The sequence below is a fragment of the Sphingobium lactosutens DS20 genome (assembly GCF_000445105.1).
GTDB classification, from domain to species: Bacteria; Pseudomonadota; Alphaproteobacteria; order Sphingomonadales; family Sphingomonadaceae; genus Sphingobium; species Sphingobium lactosutens.
This window is the reverse complement of record NZ_ATDP01000055.1, coordinates 10,954-27,920: the sequence shown is the minus strand read 5'-3', so window position 1 is coordinate 27,920 and position 16,967 is coordinate 10,954. Positions and strand designations below refer to the sequence as shown.

General features: G+C 64.4%; 16 protein-coding genes. 5 read left to right on the top strand and 11 right to left on the bottom strand.

Annotation, left to right across the window (positions count from 1 at the left end):
* The first annotated feature begins 32 nt into the window (after positions 1-32).
* A complete protein-coding gene (locus RLDS_RS31530) occupies positions 33-1,637 on the top strand; it encodes a phytoene desaturase family protein (protein WP_021224501.1) in 1,605 nt (534 codons plus the stop codon).
* A 15-nt stretch (positions 1,638-1,652) separates the two neighbouring features.
* Here RLDS_RS31530 and RLDS_RS31525 read toward each other — a convergent pair whose 3' ends face one another.
* The 3 genes from RLDS_RS31525 to RLDS_RS31515 are packed head-to-tail and all read right to left on the bottom strand — an operon-like array spanning position 1,653 to position 5,867.
* Entirely contained in the window at positions 1,653-3,182 is a 1,530-nt protein-coding gene (locus RLDS_RS31525) for a DHA2 family efflux MFS transporter permease subunit (protein WP_021224500.1), read from the bottom strand.
* Positions 3,183-3,196: 14 nt separating this feature from the next.
* Entirely contained in the window at positions 3,197-4,360 is a 1,164-nt protein-coding gene (locus RLDS_RS31520; protein WP_021224499.1) for an EmrA/EmrK family multidrug efflux transporter periplasmic adaptor subunit, read from the bottom strand.
* Positions 4,353-5,867: an efflux transporter outer membrane subunit gene (locus RLDS_RS31515; RefSeq protein ID WP_031297338.1), complete on the bottom strand. Its 1,515-nt coding sequence runs from the start codon at positions 5,865-5,867 to the stop codon at positions 4,353-4,355. The genes RLDS_RS31520 and RLDS_RS31515 overlap by 8 nt, the downstream gene beginning before the upstream one ends.
* Positions 5,868-5,887: 20 nt before the next feature.
* Here RLDS_RS31515 and RLDS_RS31510 point away from each other — a divergent pair, with 20 nt between their 5' ends.
* Positions 5,888-6,619, top strand: coding sequence for a TetR/AcrR family transcriptional regulator (locus tag RLDS_RS31510; protein ID WP_330217079.1), 732 nt, complete (start codon positions 5,888-5,890; stop codon positions 6,617-6,619).
* Here the strand turns inward: RLDS_RS31510 and RLDS_RS31505 are convergent.
* The 4 genes from RLDS_RS31505 to RLDS_RS56450 form a co-directional block, all read right to left on the bottom strand.
* Positions 6,583-7,140 (bottom strand): winged helix-turn-helix domain-containing protein, encoded by a 558-nt coding sequence (locus tag RLDS_RS31505; RefSeq protein WP_031297337.1) that lies wholly within the window; start codon positions 7,138-7,140, stop codon positions 6,583-6,585. The two genes, RLDS_RS31510 and RLDS_RS31505, sit on opposite strands and share 37 nt — an antisense overlap.
* A 93-nt stretch (positions 7,141-7,233) precedes the next feature.
* Positions 7,234-8,136 (bottom strand): hypothetical protein, encoded by a 903-nt coding sequence (locus RLDS_RS31500; protein ID WP_021224495.1) that lies wholly within the window; start codon positions 8,134-8,136, stop codon positions 7,234-7,236.
* Positions 8,124-8,936 (bottom strand): hypothetical protein, encoded by an 813-nt coding sequence (locus RLDS_RS31495; RefSeq protein WP_021224494.1) that lies wholly within the window; start codon positions 8,934-8,936, stop codon positions 8,124-8,126. Before RLDS_RS31495 ends, RLDS_RS31500 begins: the two co-directional genes overlap by 13 nt.
* The gene (locus RLDS_RS56450) at positions 8,933-9,073 is read right to left on the bottom strand and encodes a hypothetical protein (RefSeq protein ID WP_021224493.1); all 141 of its coding nucleotides are present in this window, start codon (positions 9,071-9,073) and stop codon (positions 8,933-8,935) included. The genes RLDS_RS31495 and RLDS_RS56450 overlap by 4 nt, the downstream gene beginning before the upstream one ends.
* A gap of 144 nt (positions 9,074-9,217) precedes the next feature.
* Between RLDS_RS56450 and RLDS_RS31490 the strand changes: the two genes are divergently transcribed.
* A complete protein-coding gene (locus RLDS_RS31490) occupies positions 9,218-9,817 on the top strand; it encodes a response regulator (protein WP_021224492.1) in 600 nt (199 codons plus the stop codon).
* Between the two features lie 3 nt (positions 9,818-9,820).
* Here RLDS_RS31490 and RLDS_RS31485 read toward each other — a convergent pair whose 3' ends face one another.
* Genes RLDS_RS31485 through argH form a run of 4 tightly spaced genes read right to left on the bottom strand, consistent with a single transcriptional unit; the run spans position 9,821 to position 13,488 of the window.
* Positions 9,821-10,582, bottom strand: a complete 762-nt coding sequence (locus RLDS_RS31485) for a precorrin-2 dehydrogenase/sirohydrochlorin ferrochelatase family protein (protein ID WP_021224491.1) — start codon at positions 10,580-10,582, stop codon at positions 9,821-9,823.
* Entirely contained in the window at positions 10,582-11,847 is a 1,266-nt protein-coding gene (lysA, locus tag RLDS_RS31480; RefSeq protein WP_021224490.1) for a diaminopimelate decarboxylase, read from the bottom strand. Before lysA ends, RLDS_RS31485 begins: the two co-directional genes overlap by 1 nt.
* A gap of 16 nt (positions 11,848-11,863) precedes the next feature.
* Complete coding sequence (locus RLDS_RS31475; RefSeq protein WP_021224489.1) at positions 11,864-12,124, bottom strand: hypothetical protein; 261 nt, start codon at positions 12,122-12,124, stop codon at positions 11,864-11,866.
* The gene (argH, locus tag RLDS_RS31470; RefSeq protein WP_021224488.1) at positions 12,121-13,488 is read right to left on the bottom strand and encodes an argininosuccinate lyase; all 1,368 of its coding nucleotides are present in this window, start codon (positions 13,486-13,488) and stop codon (positions 12,121-12,123) included. Before argH ends, RLDS_RS31475 begins: the two co-directional genes overlap by 4 nt.
* A gap of 19 nt (positions 13,489-13,507) precedes the next feature.
* On the opposite strand from argH, the gene RLDS_RS31465 reads away from it, so the two are divergent.
* Both RLDS_RS31465 and RLDS_RS31460 read left to right on the top strand, forming a co-directional pair.
* Complete coding sequence (locus RLDS_RS31465; RefSeq protein WP_236616783.1) at positions 13,508-14,125, top strand: TlpA family protein disulfide reductase; 618 nt, start codon at positions 13,508-13,510, stop codon at positions 14,123-14,125.
* Positions 14,126-14,381: 256 nt separating this feature from the next.
* On the top strand, positions 14,382-16,949 hold the full coding sequence (locus tag RLDS_RS31460) for a TonB-dependent receptor plug domain-containing protein (RefSeq protein WP_021224486.1): 2,568 nt from the start codon (positions 14,382-14,384) through the stop codon (positions 16,947-16,949).
* The last annotated feature ends 18 nt before the right edge of the window (positions 16,950-16,967 follow it).

Sequence of the window (16,967 nt, the reverse complement as noted above, 5' to 3'; positions counted from 1 at the left end):
CGGTCGTAAAGCTATAGGATGGAGTAAGGGGCATGGGCGCATATTATGACGCCGTCATCATCGGGGGCGGACATAATGGCCTGGTCTGCGCCTTTTACCTGGCGCGGGCGGGCTACAGGGTTCGCATCCTCGAACGACGCGCGATCGTCGGCGGCGCCGCCGTCACCGAGGAATTTCATCCCGCCTTTCGCAATTCGACCGCAAGCTATACGGTCAGCCTGCTTCATCCCAGGATCATTCGCGACATGCGGCTGGCCGATCAGGGCTATCGCGTCATCGAACGGCCGGTCAGCAATTTCCTGCCCTTGCCCGACGACCAATATCTGATGCTGGGCGGCGGCCTTGCGCGCACGCAGGCGGAATTCGCGAAGTTCAGTCAGCGCGATGCCGACGCCTTGCCCGCTTATTATGCCGCTCTGGAAACGGTGGCGGATGTGCTGCGTGACATGGTGCTGACCTGCCCGCCCAATGTCGGCGATGGTCTGACTATGATGATTGATGCGCTGCGCCAGGGTCGGCGCTTTGCCGCGCTCTCGATCGAGCAGCAGCGCGACGTGCTGGACCTGTTCACCAAATCGGCGCGCGCTTTCCTGGATAACTGGTTTGAGTGCGACCCGGTCAAGGCCGCCTTCGGCTTCGACGCCGTCGTGGGAAACTATGCGTCGCCCGATACGCCCGGCAGCGCCTATGTGCTGCTGCATCATGTCTTTGGCGAAGTGAACGGGAAGAAGGGCGCCTGGGGTCATGTCGTCGGCGGGATGGGATCCATCACGCAGGCGATGGCGCGAAGCGTGCAGGCGATGGGGGTAGAGATCAGTCTGGACGCGCCCGTCGCGCGCGTGCTGGTCGATGGTGATCGGGCGGTGGGCGTGAGGCTGGAAAGCGGAGAGGCGGTGATGGGCAAAAGGGTCATCGCCAATGTCGGACCGAAACTGCTCTACGAAAGACTGATGGACCCGGGCGATCTTCCCGCAGACTTTGTCAGGCGTATCAAAAGCTACCGCACGGGATCGGGCACGTTCCGGATGAATGTCGCCCTGTCCGCCCTGCCCGATTTTCGATGCCTGCCGGGGGAAGGCGTGCATCATCGGTCAGGCATCATCATTGCCCCCAGCCTGGATTATATGGGCCGCGCCTTCATGGACGCGAAGCGCCAAGGCTGGTCGCGCGCGCCCATCGTCGAAATGCTGATCCCTTCAACAGTGGATGACAGCCTGGCGCCCGCCGGGTGCCATGTCGCCAGCCTGTTCTGCCAGCAGTTCGCGCCCGACCTGCCGGGCGGCCGCAGTTGGGACGACGCGCGAGACGAGGCGGCCGACGCCATCATCGCGACGGTCGATGCCCATGCGCCCGGCTTCGCCGGCAGCGTCATAGCCCGCCAGATACTCTCCCCGCTCGACCTCGAACGCACGTTCGGGCTGGTCGACGGCGATATAATGCATGGGGCATTGACGCTCGATCAGATGTGGGCGGCGCGCCCGGTGCTGGGACATGGCGCCTATCGCGGTCCGGTGCGCGGCCTTTACATGTGCGGGGCCGGGACCCATCCCGGAGGCGGCGTCACTGGCGCGCCCGGCCATAATGCGGCGCGCGCTATATTGCGGGACGGCGCGATCTTTGGGCGGTGGCGCGGCTGACGCCGCAGCCGATGGTCAGTGCGCGGCCGAGGTATCGACCTCGCCCACCGGCTTTGGCGCCAGCCAGACGATCGCCGCCGCTACGAAAAGGATGATCGCGGAAATGAAGAAGACACGGTCGATGGCGATCACCGTCGCCTCCTGCTCGACGATGTTGGCGATCATCTGCCGGATCTGGTCGGGCGACAGACCCAGCGATGACAGCAGCGACTGCGTCTGTTCAGGCTGAAGCACGCGCGTCATTTCGGCGCGCGACACGCGCTGGGAATCACCCCATTCGGTCAGCACCAGGGAGGTCGCGATTGCCGTCGCCATCGTGCGCACGAAATTCTGGAGGCCAGCGGCCGAAGCAGTTTCACTGGGCAGCACCGATCCCAGGCTGAGCGTCGTCAGCGGAATGAAGAAGAAGGGCAAGGCAAAGCCCTGAATGAACTGTGGCAAGGCCATGCCATAAAAGTCGATGCCGCTGGTCCAGTGCGCGCGCCACAGCGACATGATCCCGATCCAGGCGACGGCGCAGGAAATCAGCAGGCGTGGGTCCGTCTTTGCCATCATTCGCGCGGCGATCGGCGCGGTGAAAAGCGCCGCCATGGCGGTCAACGCCGTTACGATCCCGGCCCAGGTCGCGGTATAGCCCATCGACATCTGAAGCCATTGCGGGATGACGACGATGCTGGCGAAATAGGAGCCGAAACACAGCGACAGGGTAAACAGCGCCGAGCTGAAGCCCACATGGCGAAACACCCGCAGGTCGACGACCGGATGCTCTTCTGTCAGCTCCCATATGACGAACACGCAGAAACCCAGTCCGGCCATGATCGCCAGCGCGATGATCGTGGGATCGGCGAACCAGTCATGATCGCGGCCGATATCCAGCATGATCTGCAGGCAGCTGATCCAGAAGACGAGCAGGCCAAGGCCAACCTTGTCGATCCGCACCTTGGCCGTTTCGGTTTCCACCGGGCGCAGCAAAGCCTGCGCGGCAAAAACACACAGCACCGCGATCGGCAGGTTGATGAAGAAAATCCAGTGCCAGCTCCAATTGTCGCTGATATATCCCCCGACGATCGGCCCCAGCGCCGGCCCCATCAACGTCGTCATCGCCCACATGCCCATGGCGCGATTGCGCGTTTCGGGCGGGAAGATGCGCATCAGCAGCGTCTGGGACATGGGCATGATCGGGCCGCCGCAAATACCCTGTCCAATGCGGCAGGCGACCAGCATGCCAAGCGTTGTCGACAGGCCGCACAGCACGGAAAATAGCCCGAAGCCAGCCATGGCCAGGGTGAAGACCCGCACGACACCGAAGCGTTGCGCCAGCCAGCCGGTCAGCGGCACGCAGATCGCCTCCGCCACCGCATAGGATGTGATGATCCACGTTCCCTGATCGGGGGAAATGCCAAGATTGCCGGCGATATGCGGCACCGACACATTGGCGATGGTCAGATCGAGCACGACCATCAGGTTGCTCAGAGCCAGAACCAGCCCCGCCAGCGTCCGGGTGCGCGGCGACAGCCGCGAGAAGATATCGTCGTCGCCCGCCATGCCGCGCGCCCCCTTCAGTCCGCCGCCAGGTCGATCTCGACTTCCATCGAGAGGCCGACGCGCAGCGGATGCGCGGCCAGTTCCTTGGGGTCCAGTTCGATCCGCAGCGGCAGGCGCTGCACAACCTTGATCCAGTTACCGGTCGCATTCTGCGCGGGGATCAACGACATGGAAGACCCCGTGCCGCCGGAAAAGCCCACAATCTTGCCATGGTAGACGACGTCATCACCGTAAAGGTCGGACGTCACCTTGGCAGGCATGCCGACCCGGACGCCGCGCAGCTGCTTTTCCTTGAAATTGGCGTCGACATAGACCTGGGAAATCGGGACGATGGACATGATCGGGCTACCCTGCGCGACGCGCTGGCCGACCTGCACCTGCCGTTTGGTGACGATGCCATCGATCGGGGCACGGATGATCGTGCGTTCAAGGTCCAGCCTGGCCGACTCCAGTCGCGCCTTCGCGGCGAGGACCGCCGGATCGGTGTCTTCGGTCGAACCGCGCACCAGCGCCTGATTGGCTTCCAGCTGGCCGGTCGCCGCGCCGCGCGTCGCCTCGGCCGTCTTGACGCCCGCCTGCGCCAGCCGCAGCGCAGCCTGTGCGCTGGCATAGGCGGTCCTGGCCGCAGTGACTTCATCCCCCGATACCGCGCCATCGGCCACCAGCGCCTCGCGGCGCTGCAAGTCGACGCGCGCCTTTTCCAGGTCCGCCTGCGCGGTGGCGAGCTGCGCGCGCGCCTGAACGATATCGGCGCTGCGCGCCTCCACCTGGGCAGCAAGCGAATCGCTCGTGGCGTCTGTCTGGCGGAAACGACGGCGCGCTTCGGCCAGATCGGCTTCCGCCTGCGCAACCGCGATTTTGGCGTTGGTCGGGTCCAGCTTGACCAGAATGTCGCCCTTCTTGACCGATTGCGTGTCGCTGACCAGCACGTCGATCACCTGCGCGCCGATGAGCGGCGTCACCTGCGCCATTTCCGCATTCACATAGGCGTTATCGGTGCTGACATGATTGCGACCGAACAGCATATACCATGCGCCCCAGAGTAGGCCGACTACCAGCACGGCAAGGCCCAGCCGGATCAGCCAGGTGCGCCGGGCGCTGTTGCGCTCAATCTGCTGCGCGTCCTGCTGCGCGTCCTGCGGCTCGCTGGTCGGGGTGGTGTTTTCGGCGTCAGCCATGGATGTCGTCCTTGGGCAAAGCAGCGCTGGGGGTAAATCCGCCGCCCAGCGCACGAATAAGAGCGATATCGAGCGTGAAGGCGCTCGCTTCGAGATCGGAGACTGCGCGCTGGGCGGAGAGCAGCTGGTCCTCCACATTGAGCACGTCGAGATAGGGAGACAGCCCGCCCTTGTAGCGTTTCTGCGCCACGTCATAGGCGTCGCGCGAAGCGGCGAGCGCGGCGCGGGCATCCGCCAGCCGCTGCTCGATCGCGCGTCGACTGGTCACGGCGTCGGCGACTTCCTGATAGGCGGTCAGGACCGTTTTGTCATAGGTCGCCACCGCCTGATCATAGACGGCGCGGGCGCTCCGATACTGCCCGCGCAATGCGCCGCCATGGAACAAGGGCAGGCTGATCGCGGGTCCGGCATTGCCGAAGATCGAATCCTTCTTGAACAATGTATCCAGAAAAGGCGACGCCCCGCCCTGTGCGCCATTGCCGGTGAACACCGTGTTGTAGCCGAGCGATTGCACGCCGATCAGCGCGCCCAGCCGAACGGCCGGAAAGAAATCAGCGCGCGCGACCTTGATCCGTTTCGCCGCAGCCTCCGTCCGGGCCAGCGCAGCCGCGATATCCGGCCGGCGTGCAACAAGATTGGTCGTGACGTCCGCCGGCAGGCCGAGTGGCGACAGACGACCCTTGACCGGCCGCGTGATCGAAAGCCCGCGATCGGGCCCGGCGCCGATCAGGGCCGCGATCTGGTGCTGGCGCAGCGCGATCGCGACCTTGGCGCCGGCAAGCTGCGCCTTGGCCGCCGACACGGTCGCATCGGCCTGGCGAACGCTGCCCCGCGTTTCCAATCCATTGGCTCGCCGTTCTGCCGCCAGCTTCTGACTGGCCATCCGAATGTCGAGCGCGCGCTGCTGCACCTCCGCCTCATCATATAGCCGGGCGAGATCGGCATAGGCGTTGGCGATCCCGGTGGTGAGCGCCAGCCGCGCCTGTCGCGCGTCGATTTCGGCCGCCCGCGCTTCGGACGTCGCGGCGGCCAACGCCGCCTTGTTCTTGCCCCACAGGTCCAGATCCAGGCCCAGGTCCAGCGCCACCCGCCCTGTGCCCAGCCATCCCTGCGGCACGAATTCCTTGGGCAGACCCATATTATAGCTCTGCTTCGTGGCGTTGGCGCTGGCCTCCAGATCGGCCGACGGCAGCGTCGCGGCCCCCGCCTGCTGCGCCACGGCCTGCGCCTGCCGGAATCGCGCGGCGGCGATCGCCATGTCCGGCGCGTTCTTCAGCCCCTCCTCGATGAGGGCGCTCAGTTGCGGATCGCCATAGGCGTTCCACCAGTCATCGGCGGGCCATGCTGCTTCGGGCGCGGCCAGGCTCTGCCGGGCGTCAACGCTCTGGGCCGTGCGAATCTCCGGTTCCGGGCCGAGCTTGGGGACCGCCGCGCAGCTCGCCAGCAGCATGGCCATCGCCAGTGCGAGCAGCGTGCGAGGGGAGAAGATCATGCGACTCAACGCCATAACAAACCGTACCAGATAGTATGAAAATCGCCCTTGCGCCCGTTGCACTGGCTTGTCAACAACCTTACCGTACTATATGGTACGTTTTTATGACGGAGAGTGGAAGCCCCCTCGCCTGCACTCGCAGGGAGACGCGCAAGCGTGAGCGGCAGGAGAGGATTCTGCAAGTTGCGCACCGCTATTTCCTCGATCAGGGCTATGCGGGGACGACCATGTCGGCCATCGCCCAGACGCTCGGCGGTTCGAAGGGCACATTGTGGAAGCATTTTCCTTCGAAGGATGTGCTGTTCGCGGCAGTCATTGATCGCGTGGCCCAGGCCTATCGCGCTCGGCTATCGCAACTGCTGGATGAACAAGCCGACATTCAAACCGTCCTAGAAAATGTCTGCACCAGCCTGGTGTCAAAGGTTACGTCCCCAGATGTCATTGCCGTCCACCGGGTCGTCATTTCCGAAGGCGGGCGTTTTCCGGAACTTGCGCGTATTTTTTCAGAATTGGCGCCCCGTAACACGCGTGCCGTGCTCGCTGCCTTTCTGGAAAATGCCATGAAGCGTGGATTGCTGCGCAAGGCTGATCCGTTGGACGCGGCGCGGGCGCTGATGTCGCTTTGCATGGCCGGCACGCATCATGGGCTGTTGATGGGGCAGATCATTGACTTTGACCAGGACGATATCGATCGGGACGCCGCTTTTGCCGTAGACCTGTTCCTGCGCGCCTATGCGCCTGATTCCAGACCCGCGACCAGCATATAGCCGCGCCCCCTGACGGTGCGCAGAAGGGGCTGATGATGGCCCCGGTCCAGCTTGCCGCGCAAGCGCGACATATGCACTTCCACGCTATTGGTGCCCGGATCAAAGTCCAGCCGCCAGACAGCACGCAGCAGTTCGGCGCGACTGAACGGCTGCCCGGCATGGCGCGCGAGGTGGACCAGCAGCGCATATTCGCGGGCAAGCAAGGCTATGGTCCGCCCGCCGCGCTCGACACGGCGCTCCAGCAGATCGATGACGAGATCCCCCAGAACCAATTTGGGGTCCTGCCCCTGGGCCAGACGGATGATGCGTGCCGCCGCTTCTGCTTCATGCATCCATGGGCCAACTACGTCCTGCGCGCCGCTGTCGAGCGCTTGCGCGCGGGCGAGCGGATCGTCCGTCCGCTGCCACAGGATCATGGCGTCGCCCGCACGGACATGGGGCTGACCCGGCGCGTGTCGCATCGCCAGGTGGACGCCCCGCGCGCTCAATGCGCGCGCGACCGGGCCGAAATCGCTTCCCACACCATGACATTCCACGCGCCCGCCCACATTCGCCCTGTCGTCTAGCGCCCGATCCCATCCGACAGCCACGGCAGGGCAAATACAAACCGTTTCCTATCCATTCTGGAGGTTTTCCACCATGGAACGCGCCCGCGCGCGCACCAGCGGGCTGTCACTTCCCGCCCCGACTTCAAGATGCTCTAGCCGCGCCCGTCTTTCCAACACATCGCCCATGGCATTCCAGGCGGTGAGACGCATGGCGTCGTGCGGATGCTGGCAAACAAAGGCTTCGGCCAGATCCATGGCATTGTCGTCCCCGCAGCCGATCGCGAGTTCGAGCAGCAATTGCGCGCTCGCAACCGTCATCGACTGCGCGATCACGCCGCGCGCCGTATCGAAGCGATATTGGCGCCGCCAGCCCTGGCCCGGCGGACTGGCGAGGATGTTGAGCGATATGGACATGCGCTCGGGCGGAAGCTGGCTATGGATGTCGCGATGCGCGCGATAAAGCAGCATCCGCCCTTCGTGAAGCCAGCTGCGCCCTGCCCACCGGAGCCTGACGGCCTCACCTTCAAAACCTGTGACGCCGGCGGCGTCATAGTCATGATAGTCCGATCCATAGCCCGGCCCCAGATAGCCCACGGTCAGGAAATCAAAGCCATGGTCGTGCGGCACATGATAGAGAAAGGGCGCGGTGCCGCTGGCGCGCACGACATGATCGCCCATCGCCGGCCAGAAGGCCGCGCGCAGCACATATTTGCCCGCCGGGGGCCGCAACAGCATGACTTGGGCGGAATAGGGGTTGTGGTGACGCTGGCTCGCGCATCGCGTCTTGAGTTCCGCAATCGCAGCGTCCGCCAGGAAGTGGCGGTTGCGCGCCAGGGCGGCGAGCATGGGTGCGGCCGCCGCCAGCCCATCCTCGCACGAGGGGTCGAAGGCCGGGCTCTCGCACCAGTCGACCAGCGCATCGAGATCGATGGTTGAGCCGTTGTCCTCCGGCTCCATCAGGCGCGGCATTGCGGCTGTTCCAGTTGCGCCAGCGTCTGCCGCGCCAGCGATTGCACTTTCCCATCAGCGTCGGCCCGCGCCATGACGGTAAGAGGCTCCAGCGCCTGCGCGGTATCGAGCGCGAGATATTCCCGCATCACGGCCCATCTTTGTGCCGGCAGCGGCGCGTCGAGCGCGGCGGCAAACATCGGCGCAGCGTCGCGCCGCCGCTGCATCCGGAGCAGCGACAGCAGCATCAGCGTTCGCGCATGCGCTTCATCCACCTGCGCCTGCGCACTCATCCCGCCGCTGACGAGATCGATCGTGCGCGCGAGGACCGGGCCGCGCGGGGCGATCTGCGCGCGTAGCATCATGAGCGCGCTGGTGCCCGGCGTCAGGCGCAAGGCCTGATGCCGCTCGTCCAGTTCGAGCATTTTGCCGGGCCGACACTCGATCGGCCGAATATGTGCCGGGCGCACCCCCTCAAGCTGGAACAGCTCCCCTCGCAACGCCTTGTTGAGCGGACGGCAGAGCGCATGACGGCCGGAAAAATGCAGCCGGTCGGACGGCGGCGCTGAAAGGTCGATGATGGTCGCAGTCACCCAGAAGCGTTCGGTCCGCACGAACACCAGATGCCGCACTGCGCCGTTGCTGCTGGCCCGAACCGGGGGAAGGTGCAGGGGATCGACGCGCATCTGTGCGATCTGATCCGTCAGCCACGCGCCAAACCAGCCAATGTCGAGCAGAAGCGGGCGGATCAGCGCCACCGCTTCGTCAAGCGGCGCGCTGCCCGCCGCCTGCGCGCTTGCGGTGAGCGCTGCCAGCGTCACGGCTGGTCGATGATGGCGATCACAACGTCCATCAGGCTGATGTCCAGCTCGCCCGCATCCGACAGGGCAAAGGGACTGATGGGATCGGACAGGTCGGCGATGTCTTCAATCGCAAGCTGGGGAACGACGTTGGGCATGCAAGCCTCCTCTTGGATAAGCGCGAGCAGGCTATGGCCGGGGCCGAAAGCAGGCCAATTAAATGAATTTAATAATGGACCAAGGCGTTAAGCATTTTTTGGTGCGGTCCGCCTAAAGCCGGGTGCCGCAACAGGAGCCTTTTCATGTCCTTTTTTCAGCGTGACGCGCGGATGGGCACTGCGACCCAGGCAGCGCCCCGTCGCCTGCGCCTGTTGCTGGTGGATGAAAATGCGACCGCACGCGCGGTCATCGCCCGCCGGCTGTCGCATCGCCATTATGACGTGACCGCCGTAGACGACGGGTTTGCAGCGCAAAAGGCGCTGATGACGCAGCCGTCGGACATCATCCTGATCGACATGGATTTGCGCTTGCTGCCCGCGATCGCGACCATGGAGAAAATCCGCGCGGCGCATCCCGTCGGCCATGTCTGCATCGTGATGATCGGCGGCGCGGGTGACGGCGCAAGGATGATCGCGGCGCTGGATGCGGGTGCAGACGACCATATCGTCAAACCCTTTGATTTCGACATGCTCGACGCCCGGCTGCGGCGGGCTCATGCGCGCGCTGATCGGATGGCCTTGCTGTCGCGCCAATATGCCGAACTCGATGCCCGCATTGCCCGGCGCGCGATGGAGCTGGGCGAAACGCGCGAGGCTTTGCGGCAGGTTGAGCTCGACCGGGCGCGTCTGATGGTGTCCGTCCATCAGCTGCAGGCGGAAGTCGCGCGCCTCAGCGCCCGCTGACGGTCAGTCCGCCATAACGAGCCAGAGTGACAGGCCCTGTTCCGGTTCGCCGGGCGGATGCGGGGCACGGATGCGCGCCGCATCGGCACGGGCGCGGTCGAGGATTTCGCCTGGAACATCAGCGTGGTAATAGACGCGATCCGCCTCGCCCAGCAAACGCGCCGCGCGCAGCGTCAGCTCATCAGGATCGCGCGATGACAGGCGGATCGTTTCCAGCCGGGATAGGTGCGTCCTGTCCGGCCCAGCCAACCAGCCTTCCAGCCGGTCGGCGCTGCCTTCCGCCAGTGGATCGATCGACCCGCCCGGCGACAGCCCCGCGTCAATCGCACGTCGCCGGTCGCTGGCGTCCGGCCAGCGCGCACGAATTGCGGAGCGTGCATCGAACAAGGTCCGCGCCAATGCGCCCATCCCGGCAGGCAGCAATGCCTCCAGCCGCTGCCGCAATGCCTTGGCCAGCCCCGCCGATGCGCCGCCGGTGCCGATGGCGATCAGCACTGGATCGCGATCGACGATCGCGGGCAGCGTGAAATCGCACAGATCGGGATTGTCGGTCGCATTGACCAGGATACCCCGCGCCCGCAGCGTCTTCGCGGTGGCCTCATCACCATCGGAAACGATGGCAACGCACGCGTCCTGATCTGCTTCATCGACGATCCGTGCGCCCGCGCGTTCCAGCAGCCGGCGCTTGGCCTCCGCAGCCTCCCCCTCGCCCGTCAGGATGACCGGGCGCCCCGCCAGCCGCAGGAAGACCGGCAGGCTGTGCATCAATCCGCCAGCCAGTCGGGAATGATATCGCCGTCGATGAGCGCGCGCAGCGGCGGCCGGTCGCGCACCACCGCCCATTTGTCGCCCGATACGAGCACTTCGGGGGTCAGCGGCCGGCTGTTATAGGTGCCCGCCATCGTCGCGCCATAGGCGCCCGCGGTCATGAAGGCGACCAGATCGTCCGCCTGCACCACGTCCATGTCGCGATGCATGGCGAAGGTGTCGCCGGTTTCGCACACCGGGCCGACGACATTGGCGGTCGCACGCGCACCCGATGGCTTCACCGCCCGAATGTCATGCCAGGCATCATAAAGGCTGGGGCGCATCAGGTCGTTCATCGCCGCGTCGACGATGACAAAAGGCGCCTGCGCGCCCTGCTTCACCCGAATGACGCGCGACAGGAGGACGCCTGCGTTGCCCACGATCACGCGGCCAGGCTCGAACATGAGGCGGACGGGCCAGTCCTGCGTCACCCGGCACACCATCGCGCCATAGTCCGCCGGGCTGGGCGGCAGCGGCTGGGCGGGGTCATAAGGAACGCCGAGACCGCCGCCCAGATCCGCCGTCCGAATGTCATGGCCGGCTGCGCGCAGCGCGTCGATCAGCGCGCCGACCTTTACGAAGGCGGCCTCCAGCGGGGCGAGGTCGGTCAGCTGACTGCCGATATGCACGGCGACGCCCTGCACATCCAGACCGGGCAGATCGCGAGCGGCGGCATAGCTGTCCAATGCGCGGTCATAGGGAATGCCGAACTTGTTTTCCGACTTGCCGGTCGAAATCTTGGCATGGGTGCCCGCATCCACATCCGGATTGATGCGAAAGGCGACCGGGGCGCGCTTGCCGAGGGACGCCGCGACCTGCGAGAGCATCTCGGCTTCCGGCTCGCTCTCCAGATTGAACTGGTAGATGCCATGGTCCAGCGCCAAGCGCATTTCCTCGGCGGTCTTGCCGACGCCCGAAAAGACGATGCGGCTCGCCGGAATGCCCGCCGCCACCGCGCGCAGCAATTCGCCACCCGACACGACATCCGCCCCAAGCCCCAGTTTCGCGAGCGTCGCCAGCACCGCCGCATTGGGGTTCGCCTTGACGGCAAAAGCGATCAGCGGATCATCAAGCTGTGCCAGGCCATCGCGGAACACGCCGACATGGCGCTCCAATGTCGCCGTGGAATAGACATAGACGGGGGTGCCGACCGCCTGGGCGATGGCTTCCATCGGCACCTGCTCCACCTGCATGGCGCCGTCGACATAAGAGAAATGGTCCACGCTCTGGTCCTGTGGTCTAGTTGGGCTGCGCTTCGGGCGGCAGATCGAATTCGTCGTCGGTGCGCTCGCGCGACTGGGTGAGCAGTTCGACATTGCGTTCCGGGCGCGCCTGGATGGAGGGCGTCAGCAATTGCGTGCTGGTGGGCGCGGTCGCCGCACCAACGGGCACCGCGGGCAGCCTTTGCCCCTCGACCGGCTTCAAGGGCTGACGACCGCCGCAGCCAGCAAGCGCCAGCATGGTCAGGCCGAGGCCCGCGATGATGCGCAGCGTCTTCATCCCAGTTCCTCCTTGGCCTGCGCGATGCGGGCGCGCACCTGGTCGGGCGCGGTGCCGCCATGGCTCTTGCGGCTGGCGACGGACGCGTCGACCGTCAGCACGGCATAGACCCGATCGTCGATCCGATCGTCGATCGCGCGCAACTTTTCGAGCGGCAACTGGTCGAGCGATACGCCCGCCTCTTCCGCCGCCGCCACCGCACGACCGGTGATATGGTGCGCCTCACGGAAAGGAATGCCGCCTTCGCGCACCAGCCAGTCGGCAAGGTCCGTCGCGGTCGCAAAACCGCTTTCGGCCAGGCCGCGCATCCGGTCGGTGCGGAACGTCACGGTTTCCACCATGCCCGTCATCGCCGCGATCGACAGCGCGAGCAGGTCGTGCGCCTCGAACACCGGCGGTTTGTCGTCCTGCATATCCTTGGAATAAGCGAGCGGCAGCCCCTTCATCGTGACGCAGAGCGCGGTCATGCAGCCCATGATGCGCCCGGCATGGCCGCGCACCAGTTCGGCGGCGTCGGGATTGCGCTTTTGTGGCATGATCGAGCTGCCGGTCGAATAGGCGTCGGGCAGCTTGACGAAGCCGAAGGGCTGGCTCGCCCAGATGATGAATTCTTCCGCGAGCCGTGACAGGTGCAGCGACGCCTGGGTCGCGGCCATCAGATAGTCCAGCGCGAAATCGCGGTCGGACACGCTGTCCAGGCTGTTGTCCGTCGGCCTGGCAAAGCCCAAGGCCGCCGCCGTCATGTGGCGATCGGTGGGAAAGCCGGTGCCGGCAAGCGCCGCCGCGCCCAGCGGACATTCATTGAGGCGCGCGCGCGCATCGGCAAAGCGGCTGCGGTCGCGGCGAACCATCTCATAATAGGCCATCAGATGATGGCCGAGCGTCACCGGCTGCGCGGACTGCAAATGGGTAAAGCCGGGCATCACGGCGTCGGCATGGTCCTGCGCCCGCGCGACCAGAGCGCGCTGCAAGCCGACCAGCCCCGCCTCCACCTCGTCAATGGCATCGCGCACCCACAGGCGAAAGTCGGTCGCCACCTGGTCATTGCGGCTGCGCGCGGTGTGCAATCGCCCGGCGACCGGGCCGATCAGTTCCGCGAGGCGCGATTCCGTCACCATATGGATGTCTTCAAGGTCAAGGTTCACCGGAACCCCGTTCGCCTCATATTCGGCGGCGATGGTGTCCAGCCCGGCGCTGATCGTCTCCGCATCGGCCCGGGTGACGATTCCCTGCTGCGCCAGCATCGCCACATGCGCCTTGGACCCGGCGATATCCTGTTTCCACAGTCGCTTGTCGAATGGGATGGAGGCATTTATCTCGCGCATGATCGAAGCGGGGCCGGCAGCGAAGCGGCCGCCCCACATGCTGTTGGAGCCTGAACCCATGCTGTCGTCGTCCCGCGCGCTAATGATATTGCTCCTGCCTGCGTTGCTGGCGGCATGCGATAGGCAATCGCCGCCCAAGGAGCAAGCCAATGCCGCCATCAGCGGCGAAGTCGCGCCGACGCCCGGCGAAGCAACCGCAGAGCCGAAGGGCGAGGCGGCGTTCAACTACAAGATCGACAAAAGCAAGGCCGGCACCGCCGCGCCCGACTTCGTGTTTCAGGCGCCCGATGGCAGCGACATGACGTTGCAGGATTTCGCCGGCAAACCGATGCTGGTTAATCTGTGGGCGACATGGTGCGCGCCCTGCGTCGCGGAAATGCCGACGCTGGACCGTGTTGCAGCTGCGCACGGCGCCAAAGGCCTAGCCGTGCTGACCATTTCGCAGGATGTGCAGGGCGCGAAGGCGGCGGGCGCATTTTTCGCCAAACATGATCTGCCGCATCTCAAGGCCTATACCGATCCGGACAATCGTTTCGGCTTTTCCTATGCGACCGGCGTCCTGCCCACGACCGTCCTCTATGACGCGCAGGGCAAGGAAATGCTGCGCGTCATAGGCGCGATGGACTGGGAAGGCGCGGAAGCCAGGTCGCTGATCGATGACGCGCTCGCCTCCTGATCTTCAAGGCGTAAGACTATAATGACGAAGCTGCGATGGGAATCCTCCATGTCAGCGGATGCAAAGTTGCCTTGAAGATCAATTTTCTGGCGCGGTAATGCCTCCACTCACGCAAAGCCAATAGCTTCGCATTGGCACTTGTGTCTTTTGCGACACAGACTCCACCTTTGATGAAAATGCTGCGCTGCAATAGCGGCTCGGCTGACACCGTTCGTTCATCCCCTTGTCATCGACATTGCAAAAACAGGGGGCATGAATGACAAGACTGTCCGCGTTCAAACTTTCTCTTATCCTGGCGTCGTCCTGGTCAGCCGGCGCGCTGGCGCAGGAAGCGCCGCAGGAACCGCAGGCCGACGACGGCACGGCCATCATCGTCACCGGGACCCGCGCCGTGGGCATGCAGGCAGCGGACAGCGCCGCGCCCGTCACGGTGCTGGGCGAACAGGCGCTCTCGAGCGTGGGTCAGCCAAACCTCAATCAGGCCCTCACCCAGCTGGTGCCCAGCTTCACCGCCCAGACGCAGGGCGTGGACATGTCCAACTTCTCGCTGTCGGCTCGTCTGCGCGGCCTCAGCCCGAACCACACGCTGGTCATGGTGAATGGCAAGCGTCGCCACGGTTCGGCCATTCTTCAGGTGATCGCTGGCCCGTTCCAGGGTTCGGCGGCGCCCAGCATCGACCTCATCCCGCCAGACGCCGTGTCGCGCATCGAAATCCTGCAGGACGGCGCCTCGGCAGTGTACGGCACCGACGCGATCGCCGGCGCCATCAACATGATCCTGAAGGACCAGTCCGACGGCGGCACCTTCAAGGTGACGGGCGGCCAATATTATAACAGCGAAGGCGAGCTCTTCTCCGCATCGGGCAATGTCGGCTTCAAACTGGGCGAAGACGGCTTTTTCAACGTCACCGCCTTCCACCGGCGTCAGGATTACACGACCACCGGCACGGGTCAGGTCATCATGTCGGACATTGACGGCAATCCCTATGTGAACGCGGCCGGCACCTATCCCGGACAATTCCCGTCGACCAGCAACTATTACGACCCCGCCTGGGCCGATCTTGATCTGAACGGCATCAACGGCGGGCAGGCAAAATCGCAGCTCAACATTCTCTTCTACAATATGGGCTATGATTTCGGCGGCGTCGAACTCTACAGCTTCGGCGATGTGTCGCGGCGCGTGGGCTATGCCTATCAGGGCTATCGTCCGCCCAACCGCATCTGCGCCGACGCGACCGACCTTTCGACCTGCTATGGCGACACCCGCACTTTCGGCATGGTGCCGCAGCAGAAAGTGGAGCAGAAGGAATATAGCTTCACCGTTGGGGCAAAGGGTGAATTCGGCTCTGACTGGAATTACGACCTCAGCGTCACCTACGGCTATGACCAGAACAAGATCTGGACCATTGAATCGGCCCACCGGTCGCTCTGGATCGCCAATTACAACGCCTCTCTCACGGACCCCACCATCACGCCCAATACGGTGAGCGACGCCTATGACGGCGGCTTCAAGCTCAGTCAGCTCACCACCACGCTCGACATTCGCAAGGAATTCGACGTGGGCATGGCCAATCCGCTGACCCTGGCCTTTGGCGGCGAATATCGGCGCGACACCTATGAAATCATGCAGGGCGATTATTATTCCACCTTGGCAGAAGGGGTGCAGTCCTTCCCCGGCTACAAGGACATCGACGCCGGCAAGCATCGCCGCAGTTCGCGCGCAGGCTATATCAACCTGATCGCCGAACCGATCGACAAGTGGACCATCGACATTGCCGGCCGCTATGAAGATTATACCGACTTTGGCGATACGACGATCGGCAAGATCACGACGCGATACGATTTCTCGGACGCCTTCGCGATCCGCGGCACCGCCTCCACCGGGTTCCGCGCACCGACGCTGGCTGAATCCTTCTACTCGACGGTGAATGTCGGCCCCACCAGCGCCGTGCTGCAATTGCCCGCCGGTTCGCCGGCAGCGACCTTGCTCGGGTTCAATTCTCTGCGTCCTGAAAAGTCCACTAACTTCTCGGCCGGTATTGTCATTCACCCGACGCCCAAGCTCGCGATCACGATCGATGGCTATTATATCAAGATCAAGGACCGCATTTCCGCCACGGCGACGCTGCCCGCCATCCAGGGCGGCAATCCCGTCCCTGGCGCGGAAAGCATCCTTGCCGCGATCGCGTCCACCGGCCTCGTGCTCGACACCGGCCTTCAGACGCTGGGCGTGGCGAGCTTCACCAACCTCATCGACACCGAAACCTATGGCATCGACTTCGCCGCCCGTTACCCGGTGATGCTCGATTTCGGCAAGCTCGACCTGTCGCTGACGGCCAACTACAACAAGACCAAGATCACGGATAACAAGAATACTGCGCTGTTCAGCGCCGTGTCGGAAAGCTATATCGAGGACGCGTCGCCCGAATATAAGGTGGTGGGCAACATCAACTTCTCGACCGGTCCCTTCTCGGCCAATCTGCGTCAGACCTTCTATGGCAAGACCAGCATCCTCGTTCGTTCGGCCCTGTCGGCGGCGGCGATGAACGGCCAGTCGATCGAGCGGGACGGCGTCGTCAAGGCGACCGGGATCACCGATCTGGAGCTGGGTTATGACTTCACCGACTTCGTGAAATTCTCGGTCGGTGCGAATAACCTGTTCGACAAGCGGCCCGAAAAGCCCAAGCTGCTGAGCGGCGTCACCGTGCTACCGGGTCAGTCGCCCTATGAAAATGGCACGACCACCTGGAACAGCTATTATGGCCATGGCGCTTATGGAACGTCTGGCGGCTATTATTACGCGCGTCTCGACTTCAAGTTCTGACGCCGTCACGAAAGAGGG

What these genes read in the sequence shown, in the direction of transcription:
- RLDS_RS31465 (WP_236616783.1), top strand. Translation starts at nt 13,508, where the DNA reads ATGCTGTCGTCGTCCCGCGCGCTAATGATATTGCTCCTGCCTGCGTTG.
- RLDS_RS31500 (WP_021224495.1), bottom strand. Translation starts at nt 8,136, where the DNA reads ATGCCGCGCCTGATGGAGCCGGAGGACAACGGCTCAACCATCGATCTC.
- RLDS_RS31490 (WP_021224492.1), top strand. Translation starts at nt 9,218, where the DNA reads ATGTCCTTTTTTCAGCGTGACGCGCGGATGGGCACTGCGACCCAGGCA.
- RLDS_RS31475 (WP_021224489.1), bottom strand. Translation starts at nt 12,124, where the DNA reads ATGAAGACGCTGCGCATCATCGCGGGCCTCGGCCTGACCATGCTGGCG.
- RLDS_RS31520 (WP_021224499.1), bottom strand. Translation starts at nt 4,360, where the DNA reads ATGGCTGACGCCGAAAACACCACCCCGACCAGCGAGCCGCAGGACGCG.
- RLDS_RS31530 (WP_021224501.1), top strand. Translation starts at nt 33, where the DNA reads ATGGGCGCATATTATGACGCCGTCATCATCGGGGGCGGACATAATGGC.
- argH (WP_021224488.1), bottom strand. Translation starts at nt 13,488, where the DNA reads ATGTGGGGCGGCCGCTTCGCTGCCGGCCCCGCTTCGATCATGCGCGAG.
- RLDS_RS31510 (WP_330217079.1), top strand. Translation starts at nt 5,888, where the DNA reads ATGAAAATCGCCCTTGCGCCCGTTGCACTGGCTTGTCAACAACCTTAC.
- RLDS_RS31515 (WP_031297338.1), bottom strand. Translation starts at nt 5,867, where the DNA reads ATGGCGTTGAGTCGCATGATCTTCTCCCCTCGCACGCTGCTCGCACTG.
- RLDS_RS31525 (WP_021224500.1), bottom strand. Translation starts at nt 3,182, where the DNA reads ATGGCGGGCGACGACGATATCTTCTCGCGGCTGTCGCCGCGCACCCGG.
- RLDS_RS56450 (WP_021224493.1), bottom strand. Translation starts at nt 9,073, where the DNA reads ATGCCCAACGTCGTTCCCCAGCTTGCGATTGAAGACATCGCCGACCTG.
- RLDS_RS31485 (WP_021224491.1), bottom strand. Translation starts at nt 10,582, where the DNA reads ATGCACAGCCTGCCGGTCTTCCTGCGGCTGGCGGGGCGCCCGGTCATC.
- RLDS_RS31460 (WP_021224486.1), top strand. Translation starts at nt 14,382, where the DNA reads ATGACAAGACTGTCCGCGTTCAAACTTTCTCTTATCCTGGCGTCGTCC.